This is a genomic window from Cytobacillus kochii (assembly GCF_044790165.1).
GTDB lineage: Bacteria > Bacillota > Bacilli > Bacillales > Cytobacillaceae > Cytobacillus > Cytobacillus kochii.
On record NZ_CP085254.1, the window covers coordinates 1,437,554 to 1,462,415 of the forward strand.

Below are 24,862 nucleotides of genomic sequence, written 5' to 3' on the forward strand. Positions count from 1 at the left end.
ATGGCCTCCTTTTTCCTAAAAATAGAAACACAACATATAACTTTATTATATCCTAATAAATTTAAATAGTGAATGCAAATCATGGATATTATTGGACAGTTCTGCATAGGAATGTGTATTAGATATTAGCGTTATTCAAGACCCACTTTACACAGATCTTGGGGGATGGATAATCTAATGTTGTTTTTATTTGTAAAGCCCTTTAATCGACTAAATTTTTTGTCATTTGTTTTCGGTAAGCATGTTTGTTTTTCTTCAAGCATAGATTGTAATAATCGTCTCTGATAATGTGACAGGGGGAGGTCCATATGGATATTCTAAAAAAAGTGGAGTTGTATAGACGAGAAGAGGAAAAGTTGAAATGGGAAGGGACTTTTGGAGAGTACTTAGAAATCATAAAAGAAAAGCCATGGGTTGCCCAGTCCGCACATTCACGGGTTTATAATATGATTAAAGACGCTGGTGTTAATGATGTGAAAGGGCAGAAAACATATGAATTCTTTAGCAATCAATTATTTGGCCTAGAAGAGTCATTAGAACGACTTGTCGAAGAATATTTTCATCCGTCGGCGAAAAGATTAGATGTGAGAAAGCGGATATTATTATTAATGGGGCCGGTAAGCGGCGGGAAGTCAACCCTTGTGACGATGTTAAAGAGAGGGTTAGAAGCCTATTCATTAACAGATAGAGGAGCGGTATATGCCATTAAAGGCTGTCCAATGCACGAGGACCCACTTCATCTTATCCCACATCATTTGCGCAAAGACTTTTTAGATGAATATGGAATTAGAATTGAAGGAAATTTATCACCACTCAATATGATGAGGCTTGAACAAGAATATAATGGAAAAATTGAAGAGGTAATAGTCGAAAGAGTGATGTTTTCTGAAGATAAGCGGGTAGGGATTGGTACATTTAGCCCCTCTGACCCTAAATCGCAAGACATTGCTGATTTAACAGGAAGTATAGACTTTTCCACAATTGCCGAATATGGTTCCGAATCTGATCCGAGAGCTTATCGATTTGATGGGGAACTGAATAAGGCCAATCGCGGTATGATGGAATTTCAAGAAATGCTCAAATGCGACGAAAAATTCCTATGGCATCTCTTATCATTAACGCAAGAAGGAAACTTCAAAGCAGGTCGGTTTGCCTTAATATCAGCGGATGAATTAATTGTTGCTCATACAAATGAAACGGAATATCGTTCGTTTATTAGTAATAAGAAAAATGAGGCATTGCATTCACGGATTATTGTGATGCCAATTCCATATAATTTGAAGGTAACTGAGGAAGAGAAAATTTATGAGAAAATGATTTTTGAAAGTGATGTGTCAGATGTTCATATTGCTCCCCATACATTAAAAGTTGCTGCTATGTTTACCATATTAACGAGAATGAAGGATCCAAAAAAAGGCGATATTGACTTAGTTAAGAAGATGCGTTTATACGATGGTGAAAGTGTAGAAGGGTTTAATCGTGCAGACGTTGAAGAAATGAAAAAAGAACATGCAGATGAGGGAATGAGTGGCATCGACCCACGTTACGTAATCAATCGTATTTCCTCTACCATCATTCGTAAAGAGATGGCATCGATTAATGCCTTAGATGTATTAAGGTCATTAAAAGAGGGATTAGATCAACATCCATCAATTACTGCTGAACTGAAAGAACGTTATTTGAACTTTATTTCACTTGCTCGAAAAGAATATGATGAAATAGCGAAGAAAGAAGTGCAAAAGGCATTTGTTTACTCTTATGAAGAATCAGCGAAAACATTAATGGAGAATTACCTTGATAATGTTGAGGCTTATTGCAATAAGGCTAAACTAAGAGACCCACTTACTGGAGAAGAAATTAATCCAGATGAAAAACTAATGCGCTCGATTGAAGAGCAAATCGGGATCTCAGAAAATGCTAAAAAAGCGTTTCGTGAAGAAATTCTCATTCGTATTAGTGCTTATGCTAGAAAAGGTAAACGTTTTGATTATAATTCGCATGATCGCCTACGTGAAGCTATTCAAAAGAAATTATTTGCTGACTTAAAGGATGTCGTCAAAATTACAACTTCTTCTAAAACACCGGATGAACAACAATTGAAGAAGATTAATGAAGTAGTCGCACGTCTTATTGATGAACATGGCTATAATTCCACATCTGCGAATGATTTACTTCGTTATGTGGGTAGTCTATTAAATAGGTAAACCGCCCAGTCTATTGTTTAAAAAAGACAGAAATAGGGTATTTAAACAATAGAGGTGACGAATATGTCAAAAGAAGAAAAAGTACCGGAAAATAGCTCAATGGCAAGCAATGAAGAAGAAATAGAAACTCTTGGAAAAGAAATGGAACAAATGAAATCGAAAGAAGAATTGAAAGAAATGCAAAAAACACCTGATCCTAAACAGGAAGTTGGTAAGCGAAAATTATAAAAGGTACAAACAATGAAAAAAGCAATGGACCCCATTGCTTTTTTCATTATATTCAATTTTGTATTAGTTAAACGATGGATGATAGATAGTAATCGCCCAACTTTAATAATTGTCTAAATAATATGTAAATAATTCTGTTTTAAAGCATAGGATAGAGTAATCAACATTTTTTGAACCTAGCTATAAGTAAACATTTTCAGGTTAGCGATGGACACTCGTCATATTGTATGTTTTTTGGTGAGATATGTGAATGAATTCCGTAAAATCCTTAAAGTTTTTATAAACAAAAAAGGAGGGCAAATGAGAATGACCGAAAAAAATCAAAACCATCAGTTTGTCGTGTCACAGGAAGATTGGTCCCTCCATCGTAAAGGGCATGATGATCAACAACGCCATCAAGAAAAAGTACAGGATGCCATCAGAAACAATTTACCTGACCTGATTACAGAAGAAAACATTGTCATGTCTAATGGCCGTGATGTCGTTAAAATACCGATTCGTTCCTTAGATGAATATAAAATTCGCTACAATTATGATAAGAATAAGCATGTCGGTCAAGGCGATGGCGATAGTCAAGTTGGTGATGTAGTAGCGAGAGATGGGTCAGGTCAGAAAGGGCAAGGCAAAGGCCAAGGTGCAGGGGATCAAGCGGGTGAAGATTACTTTGAAGCGGAAGTCTCTTTAATGGAAATTGAGGAAGCGTTATTTAAACAATTGGAGCTACCGAACTTAAAGAAAAAGGAACAAGATCAAATTGTCGTTGAGAATATTGAGTTTAATGATATTCGCAAAACTGGTCTTATGGGGAATATAGATAAAAAGAGAACAATGATGTCAGCATTTAAGCGAAATGCGATGCACGGGAAATCAGCTTTTCACCCCATTTATCAAGAAGACTTAAAGTTCAAGACTTGGAATGAAGTCGTGAAGCCTGAATCGAAAGCAGTTGTGCTAGCGATGATGGATACAAGTGGATCGATGGGTATCTGGGAGAAATATATGGCCAGAAGTTTCTTCTTTTGGATGACTCGGTTTTTACGAACGAAATACGAAACGGTAGAAATTGAATTTATTGCGCATCATACTGAAGCAAAGGTAGTATCAGAAGAAGATTTCTTTTCTAAAGGTGAAAGTGGCGGCACAATTTGTTCGTCTGCTTATCGTAAAGCATTGGAGTTAATTGATCAAAAGTATAACCCAGTCAGATATAATATATATCCATTCCATTTCTCAGATGGGGATAATTTAACTTCAGATAATGCAAGATGTGTAAAACTTGTTGAGGAGTTAATGAAAGTATCAAGTATGTTTGGCTACGGGGAAGTGAATCAATATAACCGCCATTCTACTTTAATGTCAGCATACAAAAATATAAAAAATGATTTGTTCCGTTATTATATTTTAAAGCAGAAGGCTGATGTATTCCATGCGATGAAAGGCTTTTTTAAAGAACAAGAACAGAAGGAAAAGTTAGCGTAATGAGAGCCTGTTTTGAAAGGTTCGCAACTAAGTTCTGAAGTGTAATAGCTTACTTACGAGCGTTTCGGAGGCAGGTTTTGAAAAATGATGAGAACAAAGCAATCGAGCTTTTTAGTTATATCACAGCGATTGATGCTGTGTTTTTTTTTGCTCAACTGACTAAGCACTAGGTAGATTTGAGCACTTTTATCTGTAATTCTTTTAAGTAGCTCTCTTCATCTACTTATGTCATAATTTTCATAAAGAGTAATATGGAGGGGTTTCCTTTGCACAAAATTCAAGATTTAGGTAATGATATTCAACTGATTGATTTAATGGATTTACAAACACCTGAGCGTACGGGGGCGTATATATTAGGTGCTGAAGAATTAACAGTGATTGAAACAAGCGCTAGTCCTTCGATTCCTCACCTTATAGAAGGGTTGCAAGAATTGAACATTAACCTAGAAGATATCAAGCATATTATTGTCACCCATGTACATTTAGACCATGCTGGTGGAACTGGTTTGTTCTTAGAACAATGTCCAGAAGCAAAAGTATATGTTCATCCAAGAGGTAAACGGCATTTAGCTGACCCTAGTAAATTAATTGCTGGTGCTAGAATGGTATATGGCGATGAGTTTGATCAACTATTTAATCCGATTGTGCCAATTGATGAGAAGAGGTTAGTCGCGATGGAAGAGGGACAATCATTGGATATCGGTGGACGTTTGTTAACTTTCTATGATACCCCTGGCCATGCAAAGCACCACTTTTCAATCCATGATTCGAAAAGTAATGGCTTCTTTACTGGCGATACAATTGGCGTATTTTATCCTGGCATAGCAAGAAAAGGATATCCATTAGTCCTGCCATCGACTTCTCCTAATCAGTTTGATCCAGAGGCGATGTTATCTTCTGTTGAAAAAATCGAATCACTTCAACCACAACATATCTTTTTTGGGCATTATGGTGAGGGCCCTGAACCAAAGGATGTTTTTACACAAATTCGTTATTGGTTACCTATATTTACTTCAGTTGCAGATGACGTTTTTCTCCAAGAAAATGACATAATAAAAATGCAGGAAGCCATACAATCGGAATTGTTGGAACAAGTAAAACATTATTTATTAACAGCGCACCATGTTGAACTTAGTGCAGAGGATAAGAAGCTAATAGGCTTAGATTTAAATGTCTGCACAATGGGGATGATTGATAGATTGCAGAAAGAGAAATAAAGATTTAAGTCGTGTGGTTTGGAGGTAATTAACATGGATTTGGAAGAAATAAGATCAGAGATACAGCATCGTCAATCAGATATATTGGGTAGCTCTAGATTGGTTAAATTCGCTGTTCTTCTTCCCCTAATAGAAAAAGATGGAGAAATACATATTTTGTTTGAAGTACGGTCTTTATCTATGAGAAGACAGCCAGGGGAAATTTGCTTTCCTGGGGGGAAAATGGATCAAGACGATGTGGATTTGATTGAGACGGCAAAAAGGGAGACCAGTGAAGAGTTAGGTATCCCAATTGGAGAAGTCTCTGTTTTTTCAGAACTTGATTATGTAGTGACACCTTATGATACAGTGATTTATCCGTTTGTAGGCACAATAGAGAGCATCAGTGATCTTAAGCTAAATCCAGAGGAAGTGGATCAAATTTTCACAGTACCACTTGCTTATTTTTTGAAAGAGGGACCATCAATTCATTATATTGAGATGAAGCCAGAGCCTAATAGTAGCTTCCCTTATCATCTCATTCCTAATGGGGAAAAATATAAATGGCAAACGCGAAGGATGCAAGAAATTTTTTATACTTATAAAGGTCATGTGATATGGGGGTTAACAGCTAAGATACTGTATCATTTTTTGACACTTATCCAGGATGAAAATAAATAAATTTTCAAAATGTTATTGACGATTCCCTATAAAAGGGTATATGATGTTAAACAAATAAATAGAACTTCTTATCCAGAGAGGCGGAGGGACTGACCCAGTGAAGCCTCGGCAACCAGCAATCTTTTGTATGGTGCCAATTTCAGAGGATATTATCCAAAGATAAGGAGAAGGTGAGCGTGTGAATTCAAAGCCCTTCTGCCCTTCTTGGTGGAAGGGCTTTTTATGTGATGAAGCCAATAATATTTTATTGGAATATAAAATATATTCAGATTTTATATTGACGACAATTTGTTTTTTGGATATAATTCTATTTGTAATTAAAGTATTAACGCTTTAAAAAATAAAATATTTCTTATCGAGAGTGACGGAGGGATCAGGCCCTATGAAGTCCGGCAACCTTCAAGCAAATGCTTGAAAAGGTGCTAAATCCTGCAGGCAGTGAATGTCTGGAAGATAAGATGAGGCAACCCCCTCTTCTTATGAAGAGGGGGTTATTTATTTTAATTATCCGACTAAAAAGTAGAGGAGAGTATATAATGACGAATCAATTTAACACTTATGATGATGAGACGATTTTATTACATGGAGGTCAATCACCAGACCCGACAACGGGATCTCGTGCAGTTCCTATTTATCAAACGAGTTCATATGTTTTTCATAATACAGATCATGCGCAAAGCCTATTTTCATTGGATGAGACGGGAAATATCTATTCACGAATCGGTAATCCAACGGTAGATGTATTAGAAAAACGTATTGCTTTATTAGAAGATGGGGTAGCGGCAGTAGCGACTTCATCTGGAATGGCAGCTATAGCTCTTTCGATTATGAATATTGCCCAAGCGGGTGATGAGATTGTTGCAGCTTCGAACCTTTATGGTGGAACATATAATCTTTTTGCTATAACACTTCCGAAATATGGGATTAAAGTTCATTTTGTTGATGGTTCTGACCCTGAGAATTACCGTAAAGCGATTACGCCAAAAACTAAGGCTTTATATGGAGAGATTATTGGGAACCCAAGTCTTCATGTCCTAGATGTAGAGGCAGTTGCAAATATTGCTCATGAAAATGATATTCCTCTTATTATTGATAATACTTTCGCTTCACCTTATCTTTGCAAACCAATCCAATGGGGTGCAGATATTGTCATTCACTCGGCAACAAAATGGATTGGAGGTCATGGAACAACAATTGGTGGACTTGTAGTTGATGGCGGACGATTTAATTGGAATCATGATAAGTTTCCTGGTTTTACTCAGCCAGACCCAAGTTATAACGGTATTGTTTATGCGAATGAGTTTGGTACTCTCGCTTTCAGTACAAAGCTTCGTGTTCAGTTGCTGCGCGATTTTGGGTCATCATTAAGCCCACATAGTGCATTTCTTTTACTCCAAGGATTGGAAACACTCCATTTACGTATAGAGAAACATACGGAAAATGCAGCGAAGATAGCTCATTTCTTAAACGCCCATCCAGCTGTCGATTGGGTCGCATATCCAGGTTTAGCAGAGCATCCAGCGCATGAACTCGCGAAGAAATATTTAAACACTGGCTTCGGTTCCATTGTGAACTTCGGTATTAAAGGTGGCCGAGATGCAGGTAAGAAAGTGATAGATACCATTGCATTGTGGTCTCATGTAGCCAATGTAGGGGATGCGAAGTCACTCATTATTCATCCGGCTTCAACCACTCATCAACAGTTAAGTGCAGAAGATTTAATTAAAAGCGGTGTAAGTGAGGAGCTCATACGTTTATCAGTTGGGATTGAATCGGTTAGAGATTTAACCAATGACTTAGATCAAGCCTTCTTTGAAGCGACTGGTATTTCTTCGAAGGGAGAACAAAAAGGAGAAACAGCAGTAAATGATGAAGGTGTTATTCGGTGGGCATTACAATCATCCTCATTAAAAGAAGATGTGGATGGCGAAGAGGTGCAAAGAGCAAAAAGGATTGCTGTTGTTGGTTTAAGTGGAAATCCTGCTAGACCAAGTTACCGTTTAGCAAGAAAAATGCAAAGATTAGGTTATCAAATCGTGCCAGTTAATCCAAGAGAAACAGAAGTATTAGGTGAACAGGCATATCCAAATTTAAAATCCATTCCTTATACCATTGATATTGTGCAAGTATTTAGAAGCCCTGAAGCTGCGATAGAAGTGGCGAAAGAGGCAGTAGAAATCCAACCAAAAGTGTTCTGGCTGCAAGAAGGTGTCATTTCTCCAAAAGCAGTTGAAATAGCAAAAGAAGCTGGACTTGAAGCGGTACAAAATCGCTGCACATATAAAGAGGCACAGAGATTAAGAGGTTCTATTGTAACCTTTGCTTGTGAAATTTAAAACCGAGGTTGAGGAGAGTCATCAATGAAGAAATGGTTCGTATTTTTAATTGTCGTTTTATCAATTGGATTCATTAGTGCTTGCGGGGATAGTGAGGCAAGCACTAATGATAGCAATGGCGAAGGAAAACCAGAAAAAATTGTTTTAGACTATGCCTATTATTCTCCAACAAGTGTCATTTTAAAGAAATTCGGTTGGGCAGAAGAAGCGTTTGCCGAAGATGATATTGATGTTGAGTTTGTCCTCAGTCAAGGGAGTAATAAGGCACTTGAGTTTCTTAATAGCAGCAGTGTAGATTTTGGTTCAACTGCAGGTGCAGCGGCATTAATTGCAAAAGCAAATGGTGCTCCAATTGAATCAGTCTATATATACTCAAAACCAGAATGGACGGCATTAGTTGCACCGAAAGGATCAGCTATCAAATCAGTTGAAGACTTGAAGGGAAAGAAAGTAGCAGCAACGATTGGAACAGATCCATATATCTTTTTACTGCGCTCTTTAAATGAAGCCGGATTGACATCAACGGATGTAGAAATCGTTAACTTGCAACACGCTGACGGTGGAACGGCATTAACAACAGGGCAAGTAGACGCTTGGGCTGGTTTAGATCCACATATGGCTAAATTAGAACTTGAAGCAGGCACAGAATTTATTTATCGAAATATCGACTTTAACACGTATGGCACATTAAATGTGAGAAGCGAATTTGCTGAGAAATATCCTGAACAAGTAAAAGAAGTAATTGAGCTTTATGAAAAAGCTCGTACGTGGGTATTAGAAAATCCTGAAGAAGCGGCAGAGATACTGGCAGAAGAAGCACAAATCACCCTTGAGGTAGCGAAAAAAGAATTAGAGAGAAATGACTTTAATGAGCCAATTCCTGGTGAAGTGCAAATAGAAGCATTAAATGCGGCTGGTGAGGTTTTAAAAGAAGAAGGCATTATTAAGAGTGATGACGTAGGTAAAGTGGTTGATGAATTAATAAACCCAGATTTCTCAACAGAGGTCATTCAGTAGGGTTAGTAAAGGAGAATGAATATGAAGGAAGTCATAGCGATCCCAAAAGTAAATGAGGGTAAGGAGAAGCATAGAAAAACTAATCCTAGTATTCAAAGGGTATTACTTGGAAGTATCGTGCCAATCTTACTTATTCTTGCATGGGAGTACTTGAGTCGGATCGGTGTGTTCCCTCCTCATTTACTCCCGGCTCCATCAATCATTTTGCAATCACTTATGACAATGACGACAGATGGAAGTTTATGGACACATACGAGCATTACATTATATCGCCTTGTGCTTGGTTTTTTATTTGGCACTGTTGCAGCATTAATTATTGGCGCCGCTGTTGGCTACTTTTCCACAGTCGAAAGTTTATTAGATCCACTAATTCAAGCTTTTCGTTCCATACCTTCATTGGCATGGGTGCCCTTATTTATTCTCTGGATGGGAATTGGAGAACCTTCCAAGGTGGTTTTAATCGCTGTCGGTGTTTTCTTCCCAGTTTATTTAAATATCGTTTCAGGCATTCAAGGAATTGACCGTAAACTAATTGAAGTGGGGAAAATCTATCATTTTAGCTCATGGCAATTAATTTCGAAGATTATATTACCAGCAGCTTTGCCATCTTTTTTAGTAGGGCTGAGAAGCGGATTGGGACTTGGTTGGATGTTCGTTGTTGCAGCTGAATTAATGGGAGCTTCTACAGGTATTGGTTACTTGCTTGTTTATGGCCAAAACACTTATGCACCGGAATTAATTATTTCTAGTATCGTCTTATTTGCCATATTAGGAAAAATAACAGATGCCATTTTAAAGGGTTTAGAGACAAAAACATTGCATTGGCAAGATACGATCGTCAAGAAGTAGGAGGTGGCAAGATTGTTATCAATTGAGCGAGTGTCTAGAACTTTTTCAAATGGAACAACGGGATTCAAAAATATTGACTTGAAGGTAGAACAGGGTGAAGTCATTGGGATTTTAGGAACAAGTGGTTGCGGTAAAAGTACGCTCTTACGTGTATTATCCGGCTTGGATAAACAATATGATGGTCAGGTTGTAATAGATGGCGAAACTGTCCATGATGTTCATAAGAAAATCGGGATGATTTTTCAGGAACCTAGACTGATGCCTTGGTTAAAAGTTTATGACAATATTGGATTCGGTCTACAAAAAAAAGTTCATAGTAAAATAGCGCAATATATTAAAGCCGTTGGGCTAGTAGGGTTTGAAAACCATTATCCGAAAGATTTATCTGGCGGGATGGCGCAAAGGGTGGCCATTGCCAGAGCTCTCGTTACCTCACCAGAAATATTACTTTTAGATGAACCGTTTAGTGCATTAGATGCTTTTACAAAAATGCAATTACAAGATTTATTACTGAATCTCTGGCAAACCTATCAATCAACTATCCTCTTAGTAACGCACGATATTGATGAAGCATTATATTTAGCCGATCGCATTATTATTCTTAGGGGACAGCCGGGAGAATTATATCAAGAAATAAAAATTGACAAATCAAAACCAAGATCAAGAGGAGATAAAGATCTTGCTGTACTAAAAGATGAGATTTTGCAATTATTAGATTTATCTCATTCGAAAGCAATCTAAAAATAAAGGAGCTAATGACTTATGACAGTGATAGAGCGGCAACAGCTTGCCCCCATTGAAGGAGATTACAACTTAACGAACTATGAAGAGGCATGTCAAAATATTTCATGGGATGAGGTTAAACAACAGTTTAGCTGGAGCCAATCAGGTCTAGTCAATATGGCTCATGAATGTATTGATAAACATGTGGTTGACGGTTATGGAAACAAAATAGGATTGCATTATGTGAATGGTGCATATGAAGAGACATACACATTCGCAGAGATTAAAGAAAAAACAGATCATATCGCCACCGTTTTAAGGAACCAAGGGGTGAAAAAAGGTGATTTCGTTTTTATTTTTCTACCTAAACACCCCGATTGTTATTTTACAATGATTGCCACCATTAAACTCGGCGCAATTGCGGGTCCTCTTTTTGAAGCATTTATGGAGGAAGCAGTAAAAGATCGAATCTCTGATTGTGATGGAAGGTTTTTGATTACGGATACTGACTTACTTAATAGAGTACCAAAAAACGAACTACCTTGTTTAGAGAAGATATTTCTTACTGATGCGGATGACGTACAATTATTAGGTGAAAAGGAAATTTCTCTCATCAAAGAATTAGAGAAAACAGTAAAGGAAGAAGATATCACGACGTGGGTTGATCTTGAGCATGGTTTAAACATCCACTATACAAGCGGTTCAACGGGAAAGCCAAAAGGAATTATTCATGCTCATAGAGCGATGGTTCATCAATATCAAACAGGGAAATGGGTACTGGATTTAAAAGATGATGATGTGTATTGGTGTACCGCACATCCAGGTTGGGTTACGGGAACTGTGTATGGCATTTTTACACCTTGGTTGAATAGAGCGACAATTGTCGTTAATGGTGGCCGATTTGATGCAAAGGGTTGGTATCATACATTAGAAACAACTGGAGTATCTGTATGGTATAGTGCACCGACAGCATACAGAATGTTAATGGCAGAAGGAAATGAGCTACCAAATGATTATGATTTAACCAACTTAAGACATTTATTAAGTGTGGGTGAGCCGTTAAATCCTGAGGTCATTTATTGGGGAAAAGAAACGTTAGGGAAAAGAATACATGATACATGGTGGATGACTGAAACAGGGGCACAATTAATTGTCAATTTACCTTCAGAAGTAATTAAACCCGGATCAATGGGTCGACCATTTCCTGGTATAAGCATCGCTATCCTCGATGATGATGGTGTCGAACAATCAAGAGGGTCGATTGGTCACTTAGCAATTAAAGCACCATGGCCAGGAATCATGAAAGAAGTATGGAAGAATGAGGAGAAATACCAGTCATATTTTCCTTTTGAAGGTTGGTATGTATCAGGAGATCTGGCTGTTCAAGATGAGGATGGCTATATATTCTTCCAAGGTAGAAGTGATGATATGATCAATTCTTCCGGGGAGAGAATCGGACCTTTTGAGGTTGAAAGTAAGCTCATTGAACACCCTGCTGTAGCAGAAGCTGGAGTTATTGGTAAACCAGATGCATTAAGAGGTGAAATCGTCAAAGCCTTTATTGTCCTAAGAACAGGATATACAGGCAGTGATGTCTTACTTGAAGAGATTAGAAAGTTTGTAAAAACAAGATTAGCTGCTCATTCTGCCCCACGAGAAATGGAAATTGTCACAGAACTTCCTAAAACAAAAATCAGTGGCAAAATATTGCGCAGAGAATTAAAGGCAAGAGAGCTTGCCAAACTTAGTCAAAAAGTACAGTAATATGATGTAATGGGAGGTAAAAGGTTTGACGATTAATATCGCTTTACTTGGCTATGGTACTGTTGGTAAAGGCGTTTACCGTACAATTCAACAGCATCAAGGGCGTTTGCAAAAGTTATTAAGTGAAGAAGTAAAGGTTGTTGCTATTTTAGTGAGAGACATTGAGAAGCATACTGCCCCCGATCAGTCAGTTATTTTGACAAACCAATATGAAAAAATCCAACAACTGGAGAATATTGATGTAGTAATTGATGCAATTGTTGGTATTGAACCGGCTGCAACTTATTTACAAAGTGCGATTGAAAAAGGTCGCCACGTGATTACGGCAAATAAAGAGATGTTTGCTGAAAAAAGTAATATCTTAAGAGAATTAGCAAAAAAATATCACGTCTCAGTCGGCTACGAGGCTACTGTGGCAGGCGGTATTCCTATTATTCAAACTTTAAAAAAACTGCTAAATGCTAATAAAGTAACGAAGGTTGAAGGCATATTGAATGGTACATCTAATTTTATATTAACCAAAATGAGAGAAGAGCAATTATCATTTGATAATGCTCTGGCGCTAGCGCAAAAATTAGGTTATGCGGAAGCGGATCCGACGAATGATGTTGAAGGCTTTGATGCGTATTATAAAGCAGCTATCTTAAGTGAATTGATTTATGGAGAGAAACCAATAAGCGAACAGATTGAAAGAAACGGGATTACGAGTATTGCTAAATCAGATATTACTTTCTTTAATGAATTAGGTCTTAGATACAAGCACGTGGCAACTATTGAATACGCTCATTCTCAAGTGAAATGTGCTGTTCGGCCAGTGTTAGTTGAGGGTAACCATCCTTTATATCAGGTGGAAGGTGTGCAAAATGCTATCCATATCGAGGCGGATATTGTCGGGAGTATTAGTTTGCAGGGGCCAGGTGCAGGTATGTATCCAACAGCAAGTGCAATTATAGAAGATTTGATTCATTTATCAGAAAAGGATCAGGAGTATACTTTTAATGAAGAGTCCACCATTGATCAACACCGTAGTGCGAAAACGAGTTGGATTGCATATGGACGTTCAGTCTTACAGCAATTACCTGAAGGAGCAGAAATTATGAAGATGATTGCTGATGATACATGGGTAGTAGAAATAGAGGGGGATTTACGTATAGAAGATGCTTCCTTTATTCAAATATTAGGTGATGCTACAAGATTAAAAGAAATGAAAAAAATCCATTAAAGTAGTAAATGATAAAACCTTATAGTTCTGTTGAAAAAACTAGACAATTGCAAGGATCATGGTCTATTTTACTTACCTTGTTCAACTTGAGGAATCGTTCGTTGAACAAGGTAAGTATTTTTATGGCTCTGTTTGCATTGGTCAATAACAATAACTATGCAGTGAAAAGAAATCATCCATGAAATATTTGAATGATACGAATATTTATATGGTTCTTTTAGTAGTCCTGCTTACCTAAAATGAAGAAAAGAAGAATCCCCGTATTCATCAAAGTATATAAAATAATAGAGTTGAAATTCATTTGTGGCAATGTCATATTGTTAAAAAATAAAAATATCTAGTGAAAATAAGCGAAGGATGAATAAATTTTTTATGTAAACTTTTACATCATCAACAACCAACTGTTTAATTTCATATATGTATCGTTCATTATCTAAATAAAAAAGGATAACTAGCCTTATTTTTATAGGCTAACTATCCTAGGAAATATAATCTTTACCAGTTTTTAGACGGATTGCGATGGTGTTTTTACTGATTGTTTTGGAAGTAGCGTTTGGTTGATTTCTGAATATAAATCCTTTATATTGACAGTGACAATTTTAGCCCCGATCTGTACGTGAACCATATTATCAAAGACTGCTGTAACGAGACCATTTAAAGACACGCTTGTTCCGATACTTACATCTTTCTTTTCATTCTTTCTGATATTCGTAACTTTGTTATTTGCCATATTCTCCACCATCCATTCTTATAAATTATAAGTACAGAAGTTTTCTACTTCGTTTACACTATATCTCTTTATATTACCTGTTTATAGTAAAATAAACGTTTAAAGTGAAAATGTCCAGTAAAAAGGTTGGTCTTTTTATCGACAAATTTCTCTCATTCTATAATTGTAATAAATCATTCAGTTGCTTCTTTAAATCAGGATATTGATTAAAGTTAGTAATCATTCCTTTAATGACAGGAAGTCGAGGATATTCCCTTTGGGTTTCTTCTTCTATCATGTCGAGGGAAACCTCTAATGTTTCTTTATCATCGCATTCTTGTATTTGTTGTCTAATATCTGCGATGGTAGTCGATGGACTAGTATTTGGTAAAAATATATTAAATTTTTGCAGGAAACGGTTCATCTTAGCTTCAGTGATCAAAGGTTCTTCTTTTTTTAGACCCTCTGCTAAAGAGTCCATTCTATTTAATAAATAATCAGTCACATGCTCAGGCTTAAATATTTCTTTGTCAATAATTAATATTTTTACGTATGAATGAAAAAGACCATCAAGAAGTTGAGATAAATCCCATAAATAAGGAGTCATTTCTTCTCCATATATAGAAGATAAACTTTTGCGGTAAAATTCATTCATTTCAATTTGCTTTGTGAATAATAATTCTTTTATTGATTCATTAATAGGTATGGTTTGTTCTCTTGTTTGAGTAATAATAAAATCCTTATGTTGGATTAACATATCAATGGTTGTATTGATTTGTGCCTTGAATTTTTCTCTTGCAGTAAGGTTCTTGTTGTCCCACTGCATGATTTCTTCAGTTAATTGATCAAAATAATATATTAATAAAGACTCTAACAATTTTTCTTTCGATTTAAAATATAAATAAAATGCACCTTTGGAAATGCCGCTATCAGTGGCGATATCTTGTACAGATGTGGCAGTATATCCTTTTTTAGCGAATAATTTGATCGCAGCTTCAATAATTATTTTTTCTTTTTCTTTCATCTGTAACAACTCCTTAACCGAAGAAGTATCTCCGTGTTAACAAAAACTTCACAATAATATAATTGACACATGACTGACCGGTCAGTTATATTTATTGGTGATGTGACCCACTAGTCATATTCTATAGGATACCCGAGTTTGTCGTCAAGAAAACAAACAAAATAGATTCTATAGAACCAGTAATGGCTTCCTTTTGGGTATGATAGTTAGTATTCTTATTTGTTAGACTTCGTTTACACTGATTTCTACTATATACATAATGGTTATCGGGTAAAGGAGAATCGAATTTTTAAAAAAAGAGGTGTCAATGTGAAGGGCATAGTCAATTTCGTTTTAAAGAATAAGCTCGCTGTGTGGTTATTAACCATAATTATTACAGTTTCAGGTGTTTACTCAACTACACAGATGAAAACTGAAACAATCCCAGATATCTCTATTCCATTTTTAATGGTAAATGGTGTTTATCCTGGTGCCACCCCTGAGCAGGTGATGGAAGAGGTTTCAGTGCCAATTGAACAGGCAGTTGAAGGACTTGAAGATGTCAATGCTGTTTATTCTAATTCAAGTGCGAATGTAGGAAGTATTCAAGTAGAATATAAATATGGCGCTGATATGGATGATAAAAAGGTTGAGCTAGAAAGAGCGATTGCTAATTTAGATCTTCCTGAAGATGTGGAAGAGCCGACTGTGACATCTATCAGCATGAATATGATGCCAGTAGTTGCACTTTCAATTAGTAGTACAGAAGAAGATATTGTTGGACTGACTGAATTAGTTGAAGATGTAATCTTGCCTGATATTGAAAAGATTGAAGGTGTAGCATCTGCAACAATGACCGGTCAACATATTGAACAAGTTGAATTTACTTGGGATGAAGAAGAGCTAGCCAAGTTTGAATTGAATCAAGATGATGTAAAAGAACTGATTCAAGCAAGTGATATGGCATTATCTTTAGGGTTATTTGATTTTGAAGAAGCTGAAGAAGCTGTTTCGGTAGATGGGAAAGTAACAACTATTGATGAGTTGAAAGAAATGATGATCCCAGTAACACCAACTGCCGACCACCCACAACCATTTGTTGAGCTAAGTGAACTTGCTCAAATTGAACAAGTAGGTAAAGTAGAGTCTGTTTCTCGTACAAATGGAGAAAATGCGATTGCGATCCAAATTGTAAAAGGACAACAGGATAACACAGTAGATGTAGTTAATCGTGTAAAAGATTATGTTGAAGAAGAAACAGAAAAGTATAATGGCCTTGCCATTGATATTTCTTTAGACCAGGGTGAACCGATTGAAAAGTCTGTTAGCACAATGGTTGAAAAAGCACTTTTTGGTGGTTTAATTGCTGTATTAATTATTTTACTCTTTTTAAGAGACTTTAAGTCAACGATTATATCCATTGTTTCTATTCCGGTGTCGATTTTTATGGCATTTTTAGTGCTTAATTGGTTGGATATTACGTTAAATATTATGACTCTTGGAGCGGTTACAGTAGCAATTGGTCGTGTAATTGATGACTCGATTGTTGTTGTGGAAAATATATACCGTCGCTTACATTTGAAAGAGGAAAAATTAAATGGTCGTGCTTTAGTAAGGGAAGCGACTATTGAAATGTTTAAGCCGATTCTTTCGTCTACATTAGTAACTGTGGCCGTTTTTGCGCCGTTAATTTTCGTAGGTGGAATGGTTGGTGAACTATTTGTTCCGTTTGCTTTAACGATGACATTTGCATTGGGCGCTTCATTAATTGTTGCGATTACAATTGTCCCAGCCCTCTCTCATTTCTTATTTAAGAAAAAACTTTACGGTAAGAAAGAGGAGAGCAATCATAAAGAAGTAGGTAAACTTGCTTTATGGTATAAAGGCATTCTAAGTAAAGCGTTAAACCATAAAATTATTACGTCAGCTATTGCTATTCTTTTATTAGCTGGATCATTAGCATTGACTCCATTAATCGGTTTTAGCTTCCTTGGAAGTGAAGAAGAGAAGGTAATGTATTTAACATATACACCTGAAACCGGCGAGAAGATGGATATAACGGAAGAGAATATTTCTGAAGTAGAAGAAGAATTATTAAAACGCGATGATATTGATATACTACAATTGTCCATTAATGACCCAGACAATGTAGATCCTGCTGCTATGATGATGGGTGGCGGCGCTAGTGGGGCTCTTATGTATCTGATTTTTGATCCAGATATGAAGAACTTCCCAGAGGTAAGAGAAGAAATTGAAGAATATGTATTCAATATTGAACAATCTGGTGAGTGGAAATCTCAGGACTTTTCTTCAATGGGTGCGAATACTAGTGAAGTAAGCTATACATTGTATAGTGAGGATTTAGATAAACTAAATGATGCCGTGGCACAAGTGGAAGATGTCATGCATGATACCGATAACTTAGATGATATTTCATCTACAGCAGAAGATGCTTATGTAGAACATATCTTAAAAGTTGAGCAAGCAGACGTTATGCAGTATGGCTTAACGACAGGTCAAATCGTTATGGCGTTAAACGATAAAGGTAATAGTGAAGTGCTGACAACTGTTCAAAGTGATGGTAATGAAATAGATGTCATTATTCAAACTGAAGCTGCTGAGCCTGCGAAATCAATTGATGAGTTATTAGATACACAGGTTCCGACTGCAACAGGCCAAGAAATGCCATTATCTGAGCTTGTTAATGTAGAAGAAGGGACAACATTAAATACATTGTCTCGTAGTAAAGGTGAGTACTATGCAACTGTCTCTGCCACAGTAACTTCAGATAATTTATCCAAAGTTACGAGTGAACTGGATAAAGGTATCGATGATTTAGACTTGGCACAAGGGGTAACTCTTGATGTTGCTGGTGTAACTGCAGATATGAACGAAACGTTTACGCAATTAGGTTTAGCAATGCTTGCCGCTATTGCGATTGTATATTTCATCTTAGTTGTTACATTTGGTGAGGGTGTTGCACCGTTTGCCATTCTGTTCTCACTACCGTTTGCAGTCATTGGCTCCTTTGTCGGATTATACATTGCAGGGGAAACAATCTCTGTTACGGTTATGATGGGTCTACTCATGTTAATCGGTATCGTTGTTACGAACGCTATCGTATTAGTTGACCGGATCATTCATATGGAAAGAGATGGTATGACGATGAGAGACGCTATTCTAGAAGCGGGTGCCACTCGTCTTCGTCCGATACTAATGACAGCTATTGCTACAATGGGTGCGCTGGTTCCATTATTATTTGGTTCAGGCGGTGGAGGCTTAATCTCTAAAGGATTAGGTATCACAGTTATCGGTGGTCTTGCAAGTTCGACCTTATTAACTCTAGTCGTTGTTCCTATTGTGTATGAAGTATTATCAAAAATGTTTAAAAAGAATCGAAAAGATGTTCAAGATAATTAATTAATAAATAACCCAAAGCATTGATGCTTTGGGTTATTTTTTTCATGAAGTTTATCTAATGAATAAGGGTAGCTTGTAGCAAATATAGTTATCATTAGTTCTGCGATTACCTTAAAGAAGTGTATTAAACTTTTTTTCAATGCAGCTGTGATAATGTTAAAATGAACCAGAGTAAGGAAAAGGTGAGTGATAACAATGGAAAAAAGGATAGGGTTTATCGGTTGTGGAAAAATGGCACAAGCGATTATTGGCGGCATATTAAAAAACGGTTTAGTCAGTCATCATGAAATGATTTCAAGTGCAAGAACGAAAGAAACACTACATAAGGTAGAAGAAAAGTATGCGATTCATACAACCCACTCCAATAAAGAAGTGGCGAGAAGCGCCGAAGTAATCTTTTTAGCGGTTCCTCCTAATGATCATAAGGAAGTAATTGATGAAATAAAAGGGGAAGTAAATGAACATAGCATTATCGTAACCATTGCTGCTGGCATTACTCTACATGATATCGAAAAGTACTTTGAACGAAATGTAATGGCAGTACGTACAATGCCAAATACACCTTCACTGGTTGGTGAGGGAATGAGTGTGCTAAGTAGCAACCAGTATATTAATGAAGAGAAATTAAGTAAAGTAATACGCATCTTTTCTGCTATCGGGAAAGTGGAAGTAGTGGATGAGTCATTAATGGATGGCATTCCAGCAATTAGCGGGTCTTCTCCTGCATATGTGTTTTTATTTATAGAAGCATTGGCTGATGGAGCGGTAAAAGACGGTATACCAAGAGACACTGCTTATAAACTAGGTGCTCAGGCAGTATTAGGTGCAGCAAAGATGGTGCTTGAATCTGGTAAACATCCTGGAATGTTAAAAGATGAGGTTTGTACCCCTGGAGGTGCGACTATTGATGCGGTCAGCAAGTTAGAAGAAACAGGATTTCGTTCATCTGTTCTCACTGCTATGAAAGCATGCAGCGAGAAGGTAAGAAGCTTATAAGCAATAAGAGTTTTTATTTTAGCTGTAGCATCGTTAGCTTATTTTAAGCGATGCTGCAGCTTTTTGGCTTTCAAAGGGGATTAAAAAAATCGGCAAAAACAGTTGAAAATGTTAAGTAAGAAAGGCCTATAGATAGATTGGTATATATTCATGAAAAAAGCATATACCATAAAGGATAATTAAATCGTAATTCATACTTGACGTATAGGAATAATCGTATTATCATATAAAATTGTGCAAAAGTAAGATATTAGGAGGGGTAATGATGGATAATGTATGGTTTATTATTAACTTAGCATTAATGATTGGTTTTATTAGTTTATTATTTATTATGCAACGTAAACATATTTCATTTTCTAAAAGAGTCTTTACGGCATTGGGAATAGGTATATTGTTTGGTTTAGCATTGCAACTGATTTATGGATCAACTTCAGAAGTATTGGCAAGGTCGACGGATTGGTTTCAACTAGTTGGTGGGGGTTATGTTAAATTCCTACAAATGATTGTGATGCCACTCGTGTTTATTTCCATTTTAGGAGCGTTTACAAGATTGAGCCTCTCAAGTAATATTGGTAAAATTAGTGTATTAATTATTGGAATACTACTTGGGACTACAGCTGTGGCTGCTATTGTAGGTATTGGTTCGGCAACCGTCTTTAATTTAGAAGCCATCCAAATTGAAGAGGGAGATGCAGAGGTCAGTAGAGGGACACAAATGGAAGAAACATCTCAATCACTAGCAGCTCAAACATTGCCTCAACAAATTTTAGAGTTACTTCCTGCAAACCCTTTTCTTGACTTAACAGGAGCGAGAGCGACTTCAACGATATCAGTCGTTATATTTGCAGCAATTTTAGGTATTGCCTACTTGGGCGTACGAAGAAAAACACCTGAGCAAGCAGAGATATTTGCAAAAATTGTCGATGCCTTTTATAGCATTATTATGCGTGTGGTTACACTAATCCTTAGATTAACTCCTTATGGCGTGCTTGCTATTATGACAAAGACAGTTGCGTTAAGTGATTTCTCTGCAATCTACAATTTAGGGAAATTTGTTATTGCTTCATATGTAGCGTTAGCGGTTATGATGCTAATTCACTTGTTATTATTACTATTTGTCGGATTAAGTCCACTACAATACTTAAGAAAAGCATTTCCGGTGCTTGCGTTTGCCTTTACGTCAAGAACAAGTGCTGGGGCATTACCTTTAAATATTAAGGCGCAAAAATCATTAGGGGTATCAGATGGAATAGCCAATTTCGCAGGTTCATTTGGTCTCTCTATTGGACAAAATGGTTGTGCGGGTATTTATCCGGCTATGTTAGCTGTTATGATTGCACCTACGGTTGGGATTAATCCATTACAACCAAGTTTTCTCCTTTCAGTTATCGCTATAGTTGTTATCAGCTCATTTGGCGTTGCGGGAGTAGGTGGAGGAGCAACTTTTGCAGCCATTCTCGTCCTTTCAGCCTTAGATTTACCTATTGCTCTTGCGGGTTTATTAATCTCAATCGAACCATTAATTGATATGGGGAGAACAGCGGTAAATGTAAGTGGATCTATGACTTCGGGTATATTAACGAGTAAAATGACGAAAGATATCGACCAAGAAGTTTATAATGACCCACATAATAAAATTGAAGAATTAGAAGTCTAACTCATTCAATCCTATACTGGTAAAAAAGAAAATCCGAACACTCATCAATCAGATGCTTGCATTGCTTTAGCATTTGAAGAGGTGTTCGGATTTTTTATTTAGCCAATAGATGTTTCTATTCCTTCCACTTTAATGTGGTAAAAAGAGTAATTGAATGAGAAATAATACAGCGAAAATATAAACGAGTGGATGAACTTGTTTACCTTTGCCTTTAAATATTTTTAAGATGGGATGTGTTATAAACCCGAGTGCAATACCTGTAGCAATACTAGAAGTGAGCGGCATCGTCAAAATAATTAAAAACGCTGGGAAAGCTTCATCAAACTCACCCCATTTAACTTTAACTAAGCTTCCCATCATTAAGCTACCAACAATTATGAGTGCAGGCGAAGTAATGGCAGCAATGCCTGAAACCGCACTGACAAGCGGACTAAAGAATGCAGCAACGATAAAAAGGATACCTACTGTCAAAGAAGTTAGTCCGGTTCGACCACCGGCTGCAACCCCACTAGAAGATTCAATGAAAGCAGTTGTAGGGCTTGTTCCGAACATAGAACCGACAGATGTGGCTAATGAATCAGATAATAAAGCCTGTCTTGCACGTGGCAATTTATTCCCCTTCATTAAACCAGCTTGTTGGGCAACACCAATCATTGTTCCGGTTGTATCAAATATTGTTACTAATAAAAACGAGAAAACAACCGCATAAAGACCATGAGTGATGACGTCCCCAATAGCTGAAATGGGATTGAATACTAAAATGCCTTCTGGAAGCGAAGGTAAAGATGTTAGCCCGTTACTAAACTGTAGTTGCCCAGTAAAGAACGCGATTAAGCCTGTTATAATCATGCCGAAAAACAGTGCTCCAGATACATTTAATGCGATTAAAATGAGTGTGATGACTAAACCAACTAGCGTTAATATTGCCGAAGTTGCTGTTAAATCCCCTAAAGCCACAAGATTGCTAGGATCACTTGTAATAATGCCGGACATTCGCAGTCCAACAAATGCAATAAATAAACCAATACCAGCAGAAATTCCTGCTTTTAAATTTTCTGGAATGGCTTCAATTAATTTTTCACGAAAAGCAGTTAAAGATAAAATCACAAAGATGAGACCTGCTACGAATACGGCAGCGAAAGCTGTTACATAATCTAAGCCCCCACCAACGACAGAATACGCGAAATAAGCATTTAATCCCATACCGGGAGCGATAGCAATTGGATAATTAGCAAAAAGGGCCATCCAAAGTGTACCAACTACTGCTGCAATAATTGTTGCAGTAAAGACTTGATCAAATGGGACACCAGCGTCAGAGAGAATGACTGGGTTAACAACAACAATGTATGCCATTGTTAAAAAAGTTGTAAAACCGGCGAGTATTTCTGTTTTTGCTGTAGAATTGTTTTCTTTTAACTTAAACATTAGAATCCTCCAAGCTGTAAATACATGGTCGTGTGTAATAATACGAACGAAAAAAGGTCACATGGACTATAGTATTCGTTTTTATGAAGATTTTCAAGTTCTTTATAGTATTTGTTATATATGAGTTCTTATTAGAAGAAGACAAAAAAATCCTTAAGGATGTAAACCCTTAAGGATTTGTATGCATTATAAGAAAGAACTCAAAATCAAATAAGTTAACCCAGCTATTGTTGCTGAAATCGGCAAAGTAATAACCCAAGTTATTAACATACGTTGTGCTGTTCCCCATTTGACTCCTTTTACTCGATGGGCTGAACCTACACCGAGGATAGATGAAGAAATAACATGAGTTGTACTAACTGGCATATGTAGTGCGGTTGCACCAAAAATGACCATTGCCCCCGTAATGTCTGCTGCTACTCCGTTAACAGGGCGAATCTTCATGATTTTACCGCCAACTGTTTTAATGATTTTCCAACCACCAACAGATGTACCTAGTCCCATCGCGATTGCACAAGATAATTGGACCCAAAAAGGAATGTCCGTAGAAGTTACATAGTTATTGGAGATTAACGCTAGTGTGATAATCCCCATCGCTTTTTGTGCATCATTTGTACCGTGGGTATATGATTGCAATGCAGCAGTGAAAATTTGTATCGTTCTAAAATTTCTATTTGTCTTTGTTAAATTATTATTTCTAAAAACAACTTTAAAAATGCTATAAATAATAAATCCGGCTGCAAAAGCAATCAGTGGCGAAAAAATGAGTGCCTGTATGATACCGATAAATCCACTATAGTTTAATGCAGAAAACCCAGCTGACGCAATGGCAGCACCTGCAATTGAGCCAATTAAAGCATGAGAGGATGAACTTGGTATGCCGAAATACCAAGTCAATAGGTTCCAGAAAATCGCTGCTATAAGGGCAGATAGTATGACAATTGAGCCATTTTGTAATGTGAAAGGATCGACAATATCCTTCGTAATCGTTTTCGCTACACCTGTAAAAGTCATTGCACCTACAAAGTTCATTGTTGCAGCTAGTATAATAGCGTGTCTAGGTTTCAAAGCTTTCGTTGACACTGAAGTTGCAATAGCATTTGCTGTATCGTGAAATCCGTTAATAAAGTCAAAAATTAAAGCGAAAATGACGATTAATACTGTGATAATTAAAATTGCATCCATTAGTTATTGCTCCTCACGCGTTTTTCATTATAATTGTTTCGAATGCGTTGGCAACTGTTTGGCAGCTGTCAGCAATTTCCTCTAGGTTTTCGTAAATTTCTTTTTTCTGAATGATGCGAATTGGATCTTTTTCAACGGAAAAAAGATGTTTAATAGATTGGCGTAATACGCCGTCGCATTTTGATTCGAGGTCTTTGATTTTAATTGCATGATCTCGTATTTTTAGCAACTTTTTAGAGGATAATAGCTCAACTGATTTTTCAATTTCTACTGCACTTTGTTGAATAGCTTCTACAAACTTCAACATATATTCATCAGCATTAATGATGGAGTACATTTCAAATAAATCTGCTGTTTGTTCAAAACCATCTAATACGTCATCCATAGCCATTGCAAGATGAAGAATATCTTCTCTTTCAATTGGTGTAATGAAGGCATTGTTTAATTCTTTAATTGTTTCATGAACAAGTGTGTCGCCTTTTGTTTCGTATTCTTTCATTTTTTCTGAGAAAATTTTCAAGTCACTAATGTTATTTAGCTTATAATCGGCGAAATACATTGCTCCTTCTTTTAAGTTGATTGCAATATCACTTAACAATTTATTGAATTTATCTTGTTTTTTAAAAACCATCATTAATACCCCCAGTAATTTTCGGAAAATAAACCCTTCAAACGTTATTATTTTAAACGAAAAATTTTATTGTATAAAGCGTAATTTTCGGGTCTAGAAGAAAAATGTCGAATTGTGTTTAATTGTAATCATATTGT

At 36.7% G+C, this 24,862-nt stretch carries 19 protein-coding genes and 2 riboswitches; of the genes, 14 read left to right on the forward strand and 5 right to left on the reverse strand.

The window, feature by feature from the left end:
• The first annotated feature begins 308 nt into the window (after positions 1-308).
• The 11 genes from LG276_RS07720 (at position 309) to LG276_RS07770 (ending at position 13,699) form a co-directional block, all read left to right on the forward strand.
• The gene (locus LG276_RS07720) at positions 309-2,204 is read left to right on the forward strand and encodes a PrkA family serine protein kinase (protein ID WP_251161254.1); all 1,896 of its coding nucleotides are present in this window, start codon (positions 309-311) and stop codon (positions 2,202-2,204) included.
• Between the two features lie 63 nt (positions 2,205-2,267).
• Positions 2,268-2,432: a hypothetical protein gene (locus LG276_RS07725; protein ID WP_224939054.1), complete on the forward strand. Its 165-nt coding sequence runs from the start codon at positions 2,268-2,270 to the stop codon at positions 2,430-2,432.
• Between the two features lie 306 nt (positions 2,433-2,738).
• On the forward strand, positions 2,739-3,911 hold the full coding sequence (gene yhbH / locus LG276_RS07730; RefSeq protein ID WP_095369979.1) for a sporulation protein YhbH: 1,173 nt from the start codon (positions 2,739-2,741) through the stop codon (positions 3,909-3,911).
• 266 nt (positions 3,912-4,177) lie between these two features.
• On the forward strand, positions 4,178-5,128 hold the full coding sequence (locus tag LG276_RS07735; RefSeq protein WP_224939055.1) for an MBL fold metallo-hydrolase: 951 nt from the start codon (positions 4,178-4,180) through the stop codon (positions 5,126-5,128).
• 33 nt (positions 5,129-5,161) lie between these two features.
• Positions 5,162-5,788 carry a CoA pyrophosphatase gene (locus LG276_RS07740; protein ID WP_095369977.1) on the forward strand — a complete coding sequence of 209 codons (627 nt, stop codon included), beginning with the start codon at positions 5,162-5,164 and terminating at the stop codon, positions 5,786-5,788.
• A gap of 65 nt (positions 5,789-5,853) precedes the next feature.
• Positions 5,854-5,954, forward strand: a riboswitch (SAM riboswitch).
• 183 nt (positions 5,955-6,137) lie between these two features.
• A riboswitch (SAM riboswitch) is annotated at positions 6,138-6,248 on the forward strand.
• 76 nt (positions 6,249-6,324) lie between these two features.
• Positions 6,325-8,124, forward strand: a complete 1,800-nt coding sequence (locus LG276_RS07745) for a PLP-dependent aspartate aminotransferase family protein (RefSeq protein ID WP_251161255.1) — start codon at positions 6,325-6,327, stop codon at positions 8,122-8,124.
• A 24-nt stretch (positions 8,125-8,148) separates the two neighbouring features.
• On the forward strand, positions 8,149-9,141 hold the full coding sequence (locus LG276_RS07750) for an aliphatic sulfonate ABC transporter substrate-binding protein (protein ID WP_281203071.1): 993 nt from the start codon (positions 8,149-8,151) through the stop codon (positions 9,139-9,141).
• A gap of 21 nt (positions 9,142-9,162) precedes the next feature.
• Positions 9,163-9,990, forward strand: coding sequence for an ABC transporter permease (locus LG276_RS07755; RefSeq protein ID WP_373370895.1), 828 nt, complete (start codon positions 9,163-9,165; stop codon positions 9,988-9,990).
• 12 nt (positions 9,991-10,002) lie between these two features.
• On the forward strand, positions 10,003-10,731 hold the full coding sequence (locus tag LG276_RS07760) for an ABC transporter ATP-binding protein (protein WP_251161258.1): 729 nt from the start codon (positions 10,003-10,005) through the stop codon (positions 10,729-10,731).
• Positions 10,732-10,752: 21 nt separating this feature from the next.
• A complete protein-coding gene (gene acsA, locus LG276_RS07765; protein WP_251161259.1) occupies positions 10,753-12,477 on the forward strand; it encodes an acetate--CoA ligase in 1,725 nt (574 codons plus the stop codon).
• Between the two features lie 25 nt (positions 12,478-12,502).
• Positions 12,503-13,699 (forward strand): homoserine dehydrogenase, encoded by a 1,197-nt coding sequence (locus tag LG276_RS07770; protein ID WP_251161260.1) that lies wholly within the window; start codon positions 12,503-12,505, stop codon positions 13,697-13,699.
• Between the two features lie 505 nt (positions 13,700-14,204).
• Here the strand turns inward: LG276_RS07770 and LG276_RS07775 are convergent.
• On the reverse strand, positions 14,205-14,429 hold the full coding sequence (locus LG276_RS07775) for a hypothetical protein (protein WP_191814601.1): 225 nt from the start codon (positions 14,427-14,429) through the stop codon (positions 14,205-14,207).
• A gap of 157 nt (positions 14,430-14,586) precedes the next feature.
• Complete coding sequence (locus LG276_RS07780) at positions 14,587-15,432, reverse strand: TetR/AcrR family transcriptional regulator (protein ID WP_224939063.1); 846 nt, start codon at positions 15,430-15,432, stop codon at positions 14,587-14,589.
• A 309-nt stretch (positions 15,433-15,741) separates the two neighbouring features.
• Here LG276_RS07780 and LG276_RS07785 point away from each other — a divergent pair, with 309 nt between their 5' ends.
• From LG276_RS07785 to LG276_RS07795, 3 genes are all read left to right on the forward strand, one after another.
• Positions 15,742-18,831, forward strand: a complete 3,090-nt coding sequence (locus LG276_RS07785; RefSeq protein ID WP_251161261.1) for an efflux RND transporter permease subunit — start codon at positions 15,742-15,744, stop codon at positions 18,829-18,831.
• A gap of 195 nt (positions 18,832-19,026) precedes the next feature.
• Positions 19,027-19,827 carry a pyrroline-5-carboxylate reductase gene (gene proC, locus LG276_RS07790; protein WP_251161262.1) on the forward strand — a complete coding sequence of 267 codons (801 nt, stop codon included), beginning with the start codon at positions 19,027-19,029 and terminating at the stop codon, positions 19,825-19,827.
• A 265-nt stretch (positions 19,828-20,092) separates the two neighbouring features.
• Entirely contained in the window at positions 20,093-21,484 is a 1,392-nt protein-coding gene (locus tag LG276_RS07795; RefSeq protein WP_251161263.1) for an L-cystine transporter, read from the forward strand.
• 129 nt (positions 21,485-21,613) lie between these two features.
• On the opposite strand, the gene LG276_RS07800 is transcribed toward LG276_RS07795, so the two are convergent.
• The 3 genes from LG276_RS07800 to LG276_RS07810 all read right to left on the reverse strand — a co-directional run bounded on the left by LG276_RS07800 (position 21,614) and on the right by LG276_RS07810 (position 24,725).
• The gene (locus tag LG276_RS07800; protein ID WP_251161264.1) at positions 21,614-22,909 is read right to left on the reverse strand and encodes an NCS2 family permease; all 1,296 of its coding nucleotides are present in this window, start codon (positions 22,907-22,909) and stop codon (positions 21,614-21,616) included.
• Positions 22,910-23,095: 186 nt separating this feature from the next.
• On the reverse strand, positions 23,096-24,094 hold the full coding sequence (locus tag LG276_RS07805; RefSeq protein ID WP_224939067.1) for an inorganic phosphate transporter: 999 nt from the start codon (positions 24,092-24,094) through the stop codon (positions 23,096-23,098).
• A 13-nt stretch (positions 24,095-24,107) separates the two neighbouring features.
• Positions 24,108-24,725: a DUF47 domain-containing protein gene (locus tag LG276_RS07810; RefSeq protein ID WP_095369963.1), complete on the reverse strand. Its 618-nt coding sequence runs from the start codon at positions 24,723-24,725 to the stop codon at positions 24,108-24,110.
• Positions 24,726-24,862 lie beyond the last annotated feature (137 nt).

Excerpts from the sequence above, each read along its gene's own strand:
- LG276_RS07720 (WP_251161254.1), top strand. The coding sequence starts at position 309 with ATGGATATTCTAAAAAAAGTGGAGTTGTATAGACGAGAAGAGGAAAAG.
- LG276_RS07725 (WP_224939054.1), top strand. The coding sequence starts at position 2,268 with ATGTCAAAAGAAGAAAAAGTACCGGAAAATAGCTCAATGGCAAGCAAT.
- yhbH (WP_095369979.1), top strand. The coding sequence starts at position 2,739 with ATGACCGAAAAAAATCAAAACCATCAGTTTGTCGTGTCACAGGAAGAT.
- LG276_RS07740 (WP_095369977.1), top strand. The coding sequence starts at position 5,162 with ATGGATTTGGAAGAAATAAGATCAGAGATACAGCATCGTCAATCAGAT.
- LG276_RS07745 (WP_251161255.1), top strand. The coding sequence starts at position 6,325 with ATGACGAATCAATTTAACACTTATGATGATGAGACGATTTTATTACAT.
- LG276_RS07750 (WP_281203071.1), top strand. The coding sequence starts at position 8,149 with ATGAAGAAATGGTTCGTATTTTTAATTGTCGTTTTATCAATTGGATTC.
- LG276_RS07755 (WP_373370895.1), top strand. The coding sequence starts at position 9,163 with ATGAAGGAAGTCATAGCGATCCCAAAAGTAAATGAGGGTAAGGAGAAG.
- acsA (WP_251161259.1), top strand. The coding sequence starts at position 10,753 with ATGACAGTGATAGAGCGGCAACAGCTTGCCCCCATTGAAGGAGATTAC.
- LG276_RS07775 (WP_191814601.1), bottom strand. The coding sequence starts at position 14,429 with ATGGCAAATAACAAAGTTACGAATATCAGAAAGAATGAAAAGAAAGAT.
- LG276_RS07780 (WP_224939063.1), bottom strand. The coding sequence starts at position 15,432 with ATGAAAGAAAAAGAAAAAATAATTATTGAAGCTGCGATCAAATTATTC.
- proC (WP_251161262.1), top strand. The coding sequence starts at position 19,027 with ATGGAAAAAAGGATAGGGTTTATCGGTTGTGGAAAAATGGCACAAGCG.
- LG276_RS07795 (WP_251161263.1), top strand. The coding sequence starts at position 20,093 with ATGGATAATGTATGGTTTATTATTAACTTAGCATTAATGATTGGTTTT.
- LG276_RS07800 (WP_251161264.1), bottom strand. The coding sequence starts at position 22,909 with ATGTTTAAGTTAAAAGAAAACAATTCTACAGCAAAAACAGAAATACTC.
- LG276_RS07805 (WP_224939067.1), bottom strand. The coding sequence starts at position 24,094 with ATGGATGCAATTTTAATTATCACAGTATTAATCGTCATTTTCGCTTTA.
- LG276_RS07810 (WP_095369963.1), bottom strand. The coding sequence starts at position 24,725 with ATGGTTTTTAAAAAACAAGATAAATTCAATAAATTGTTAAGTGATATT.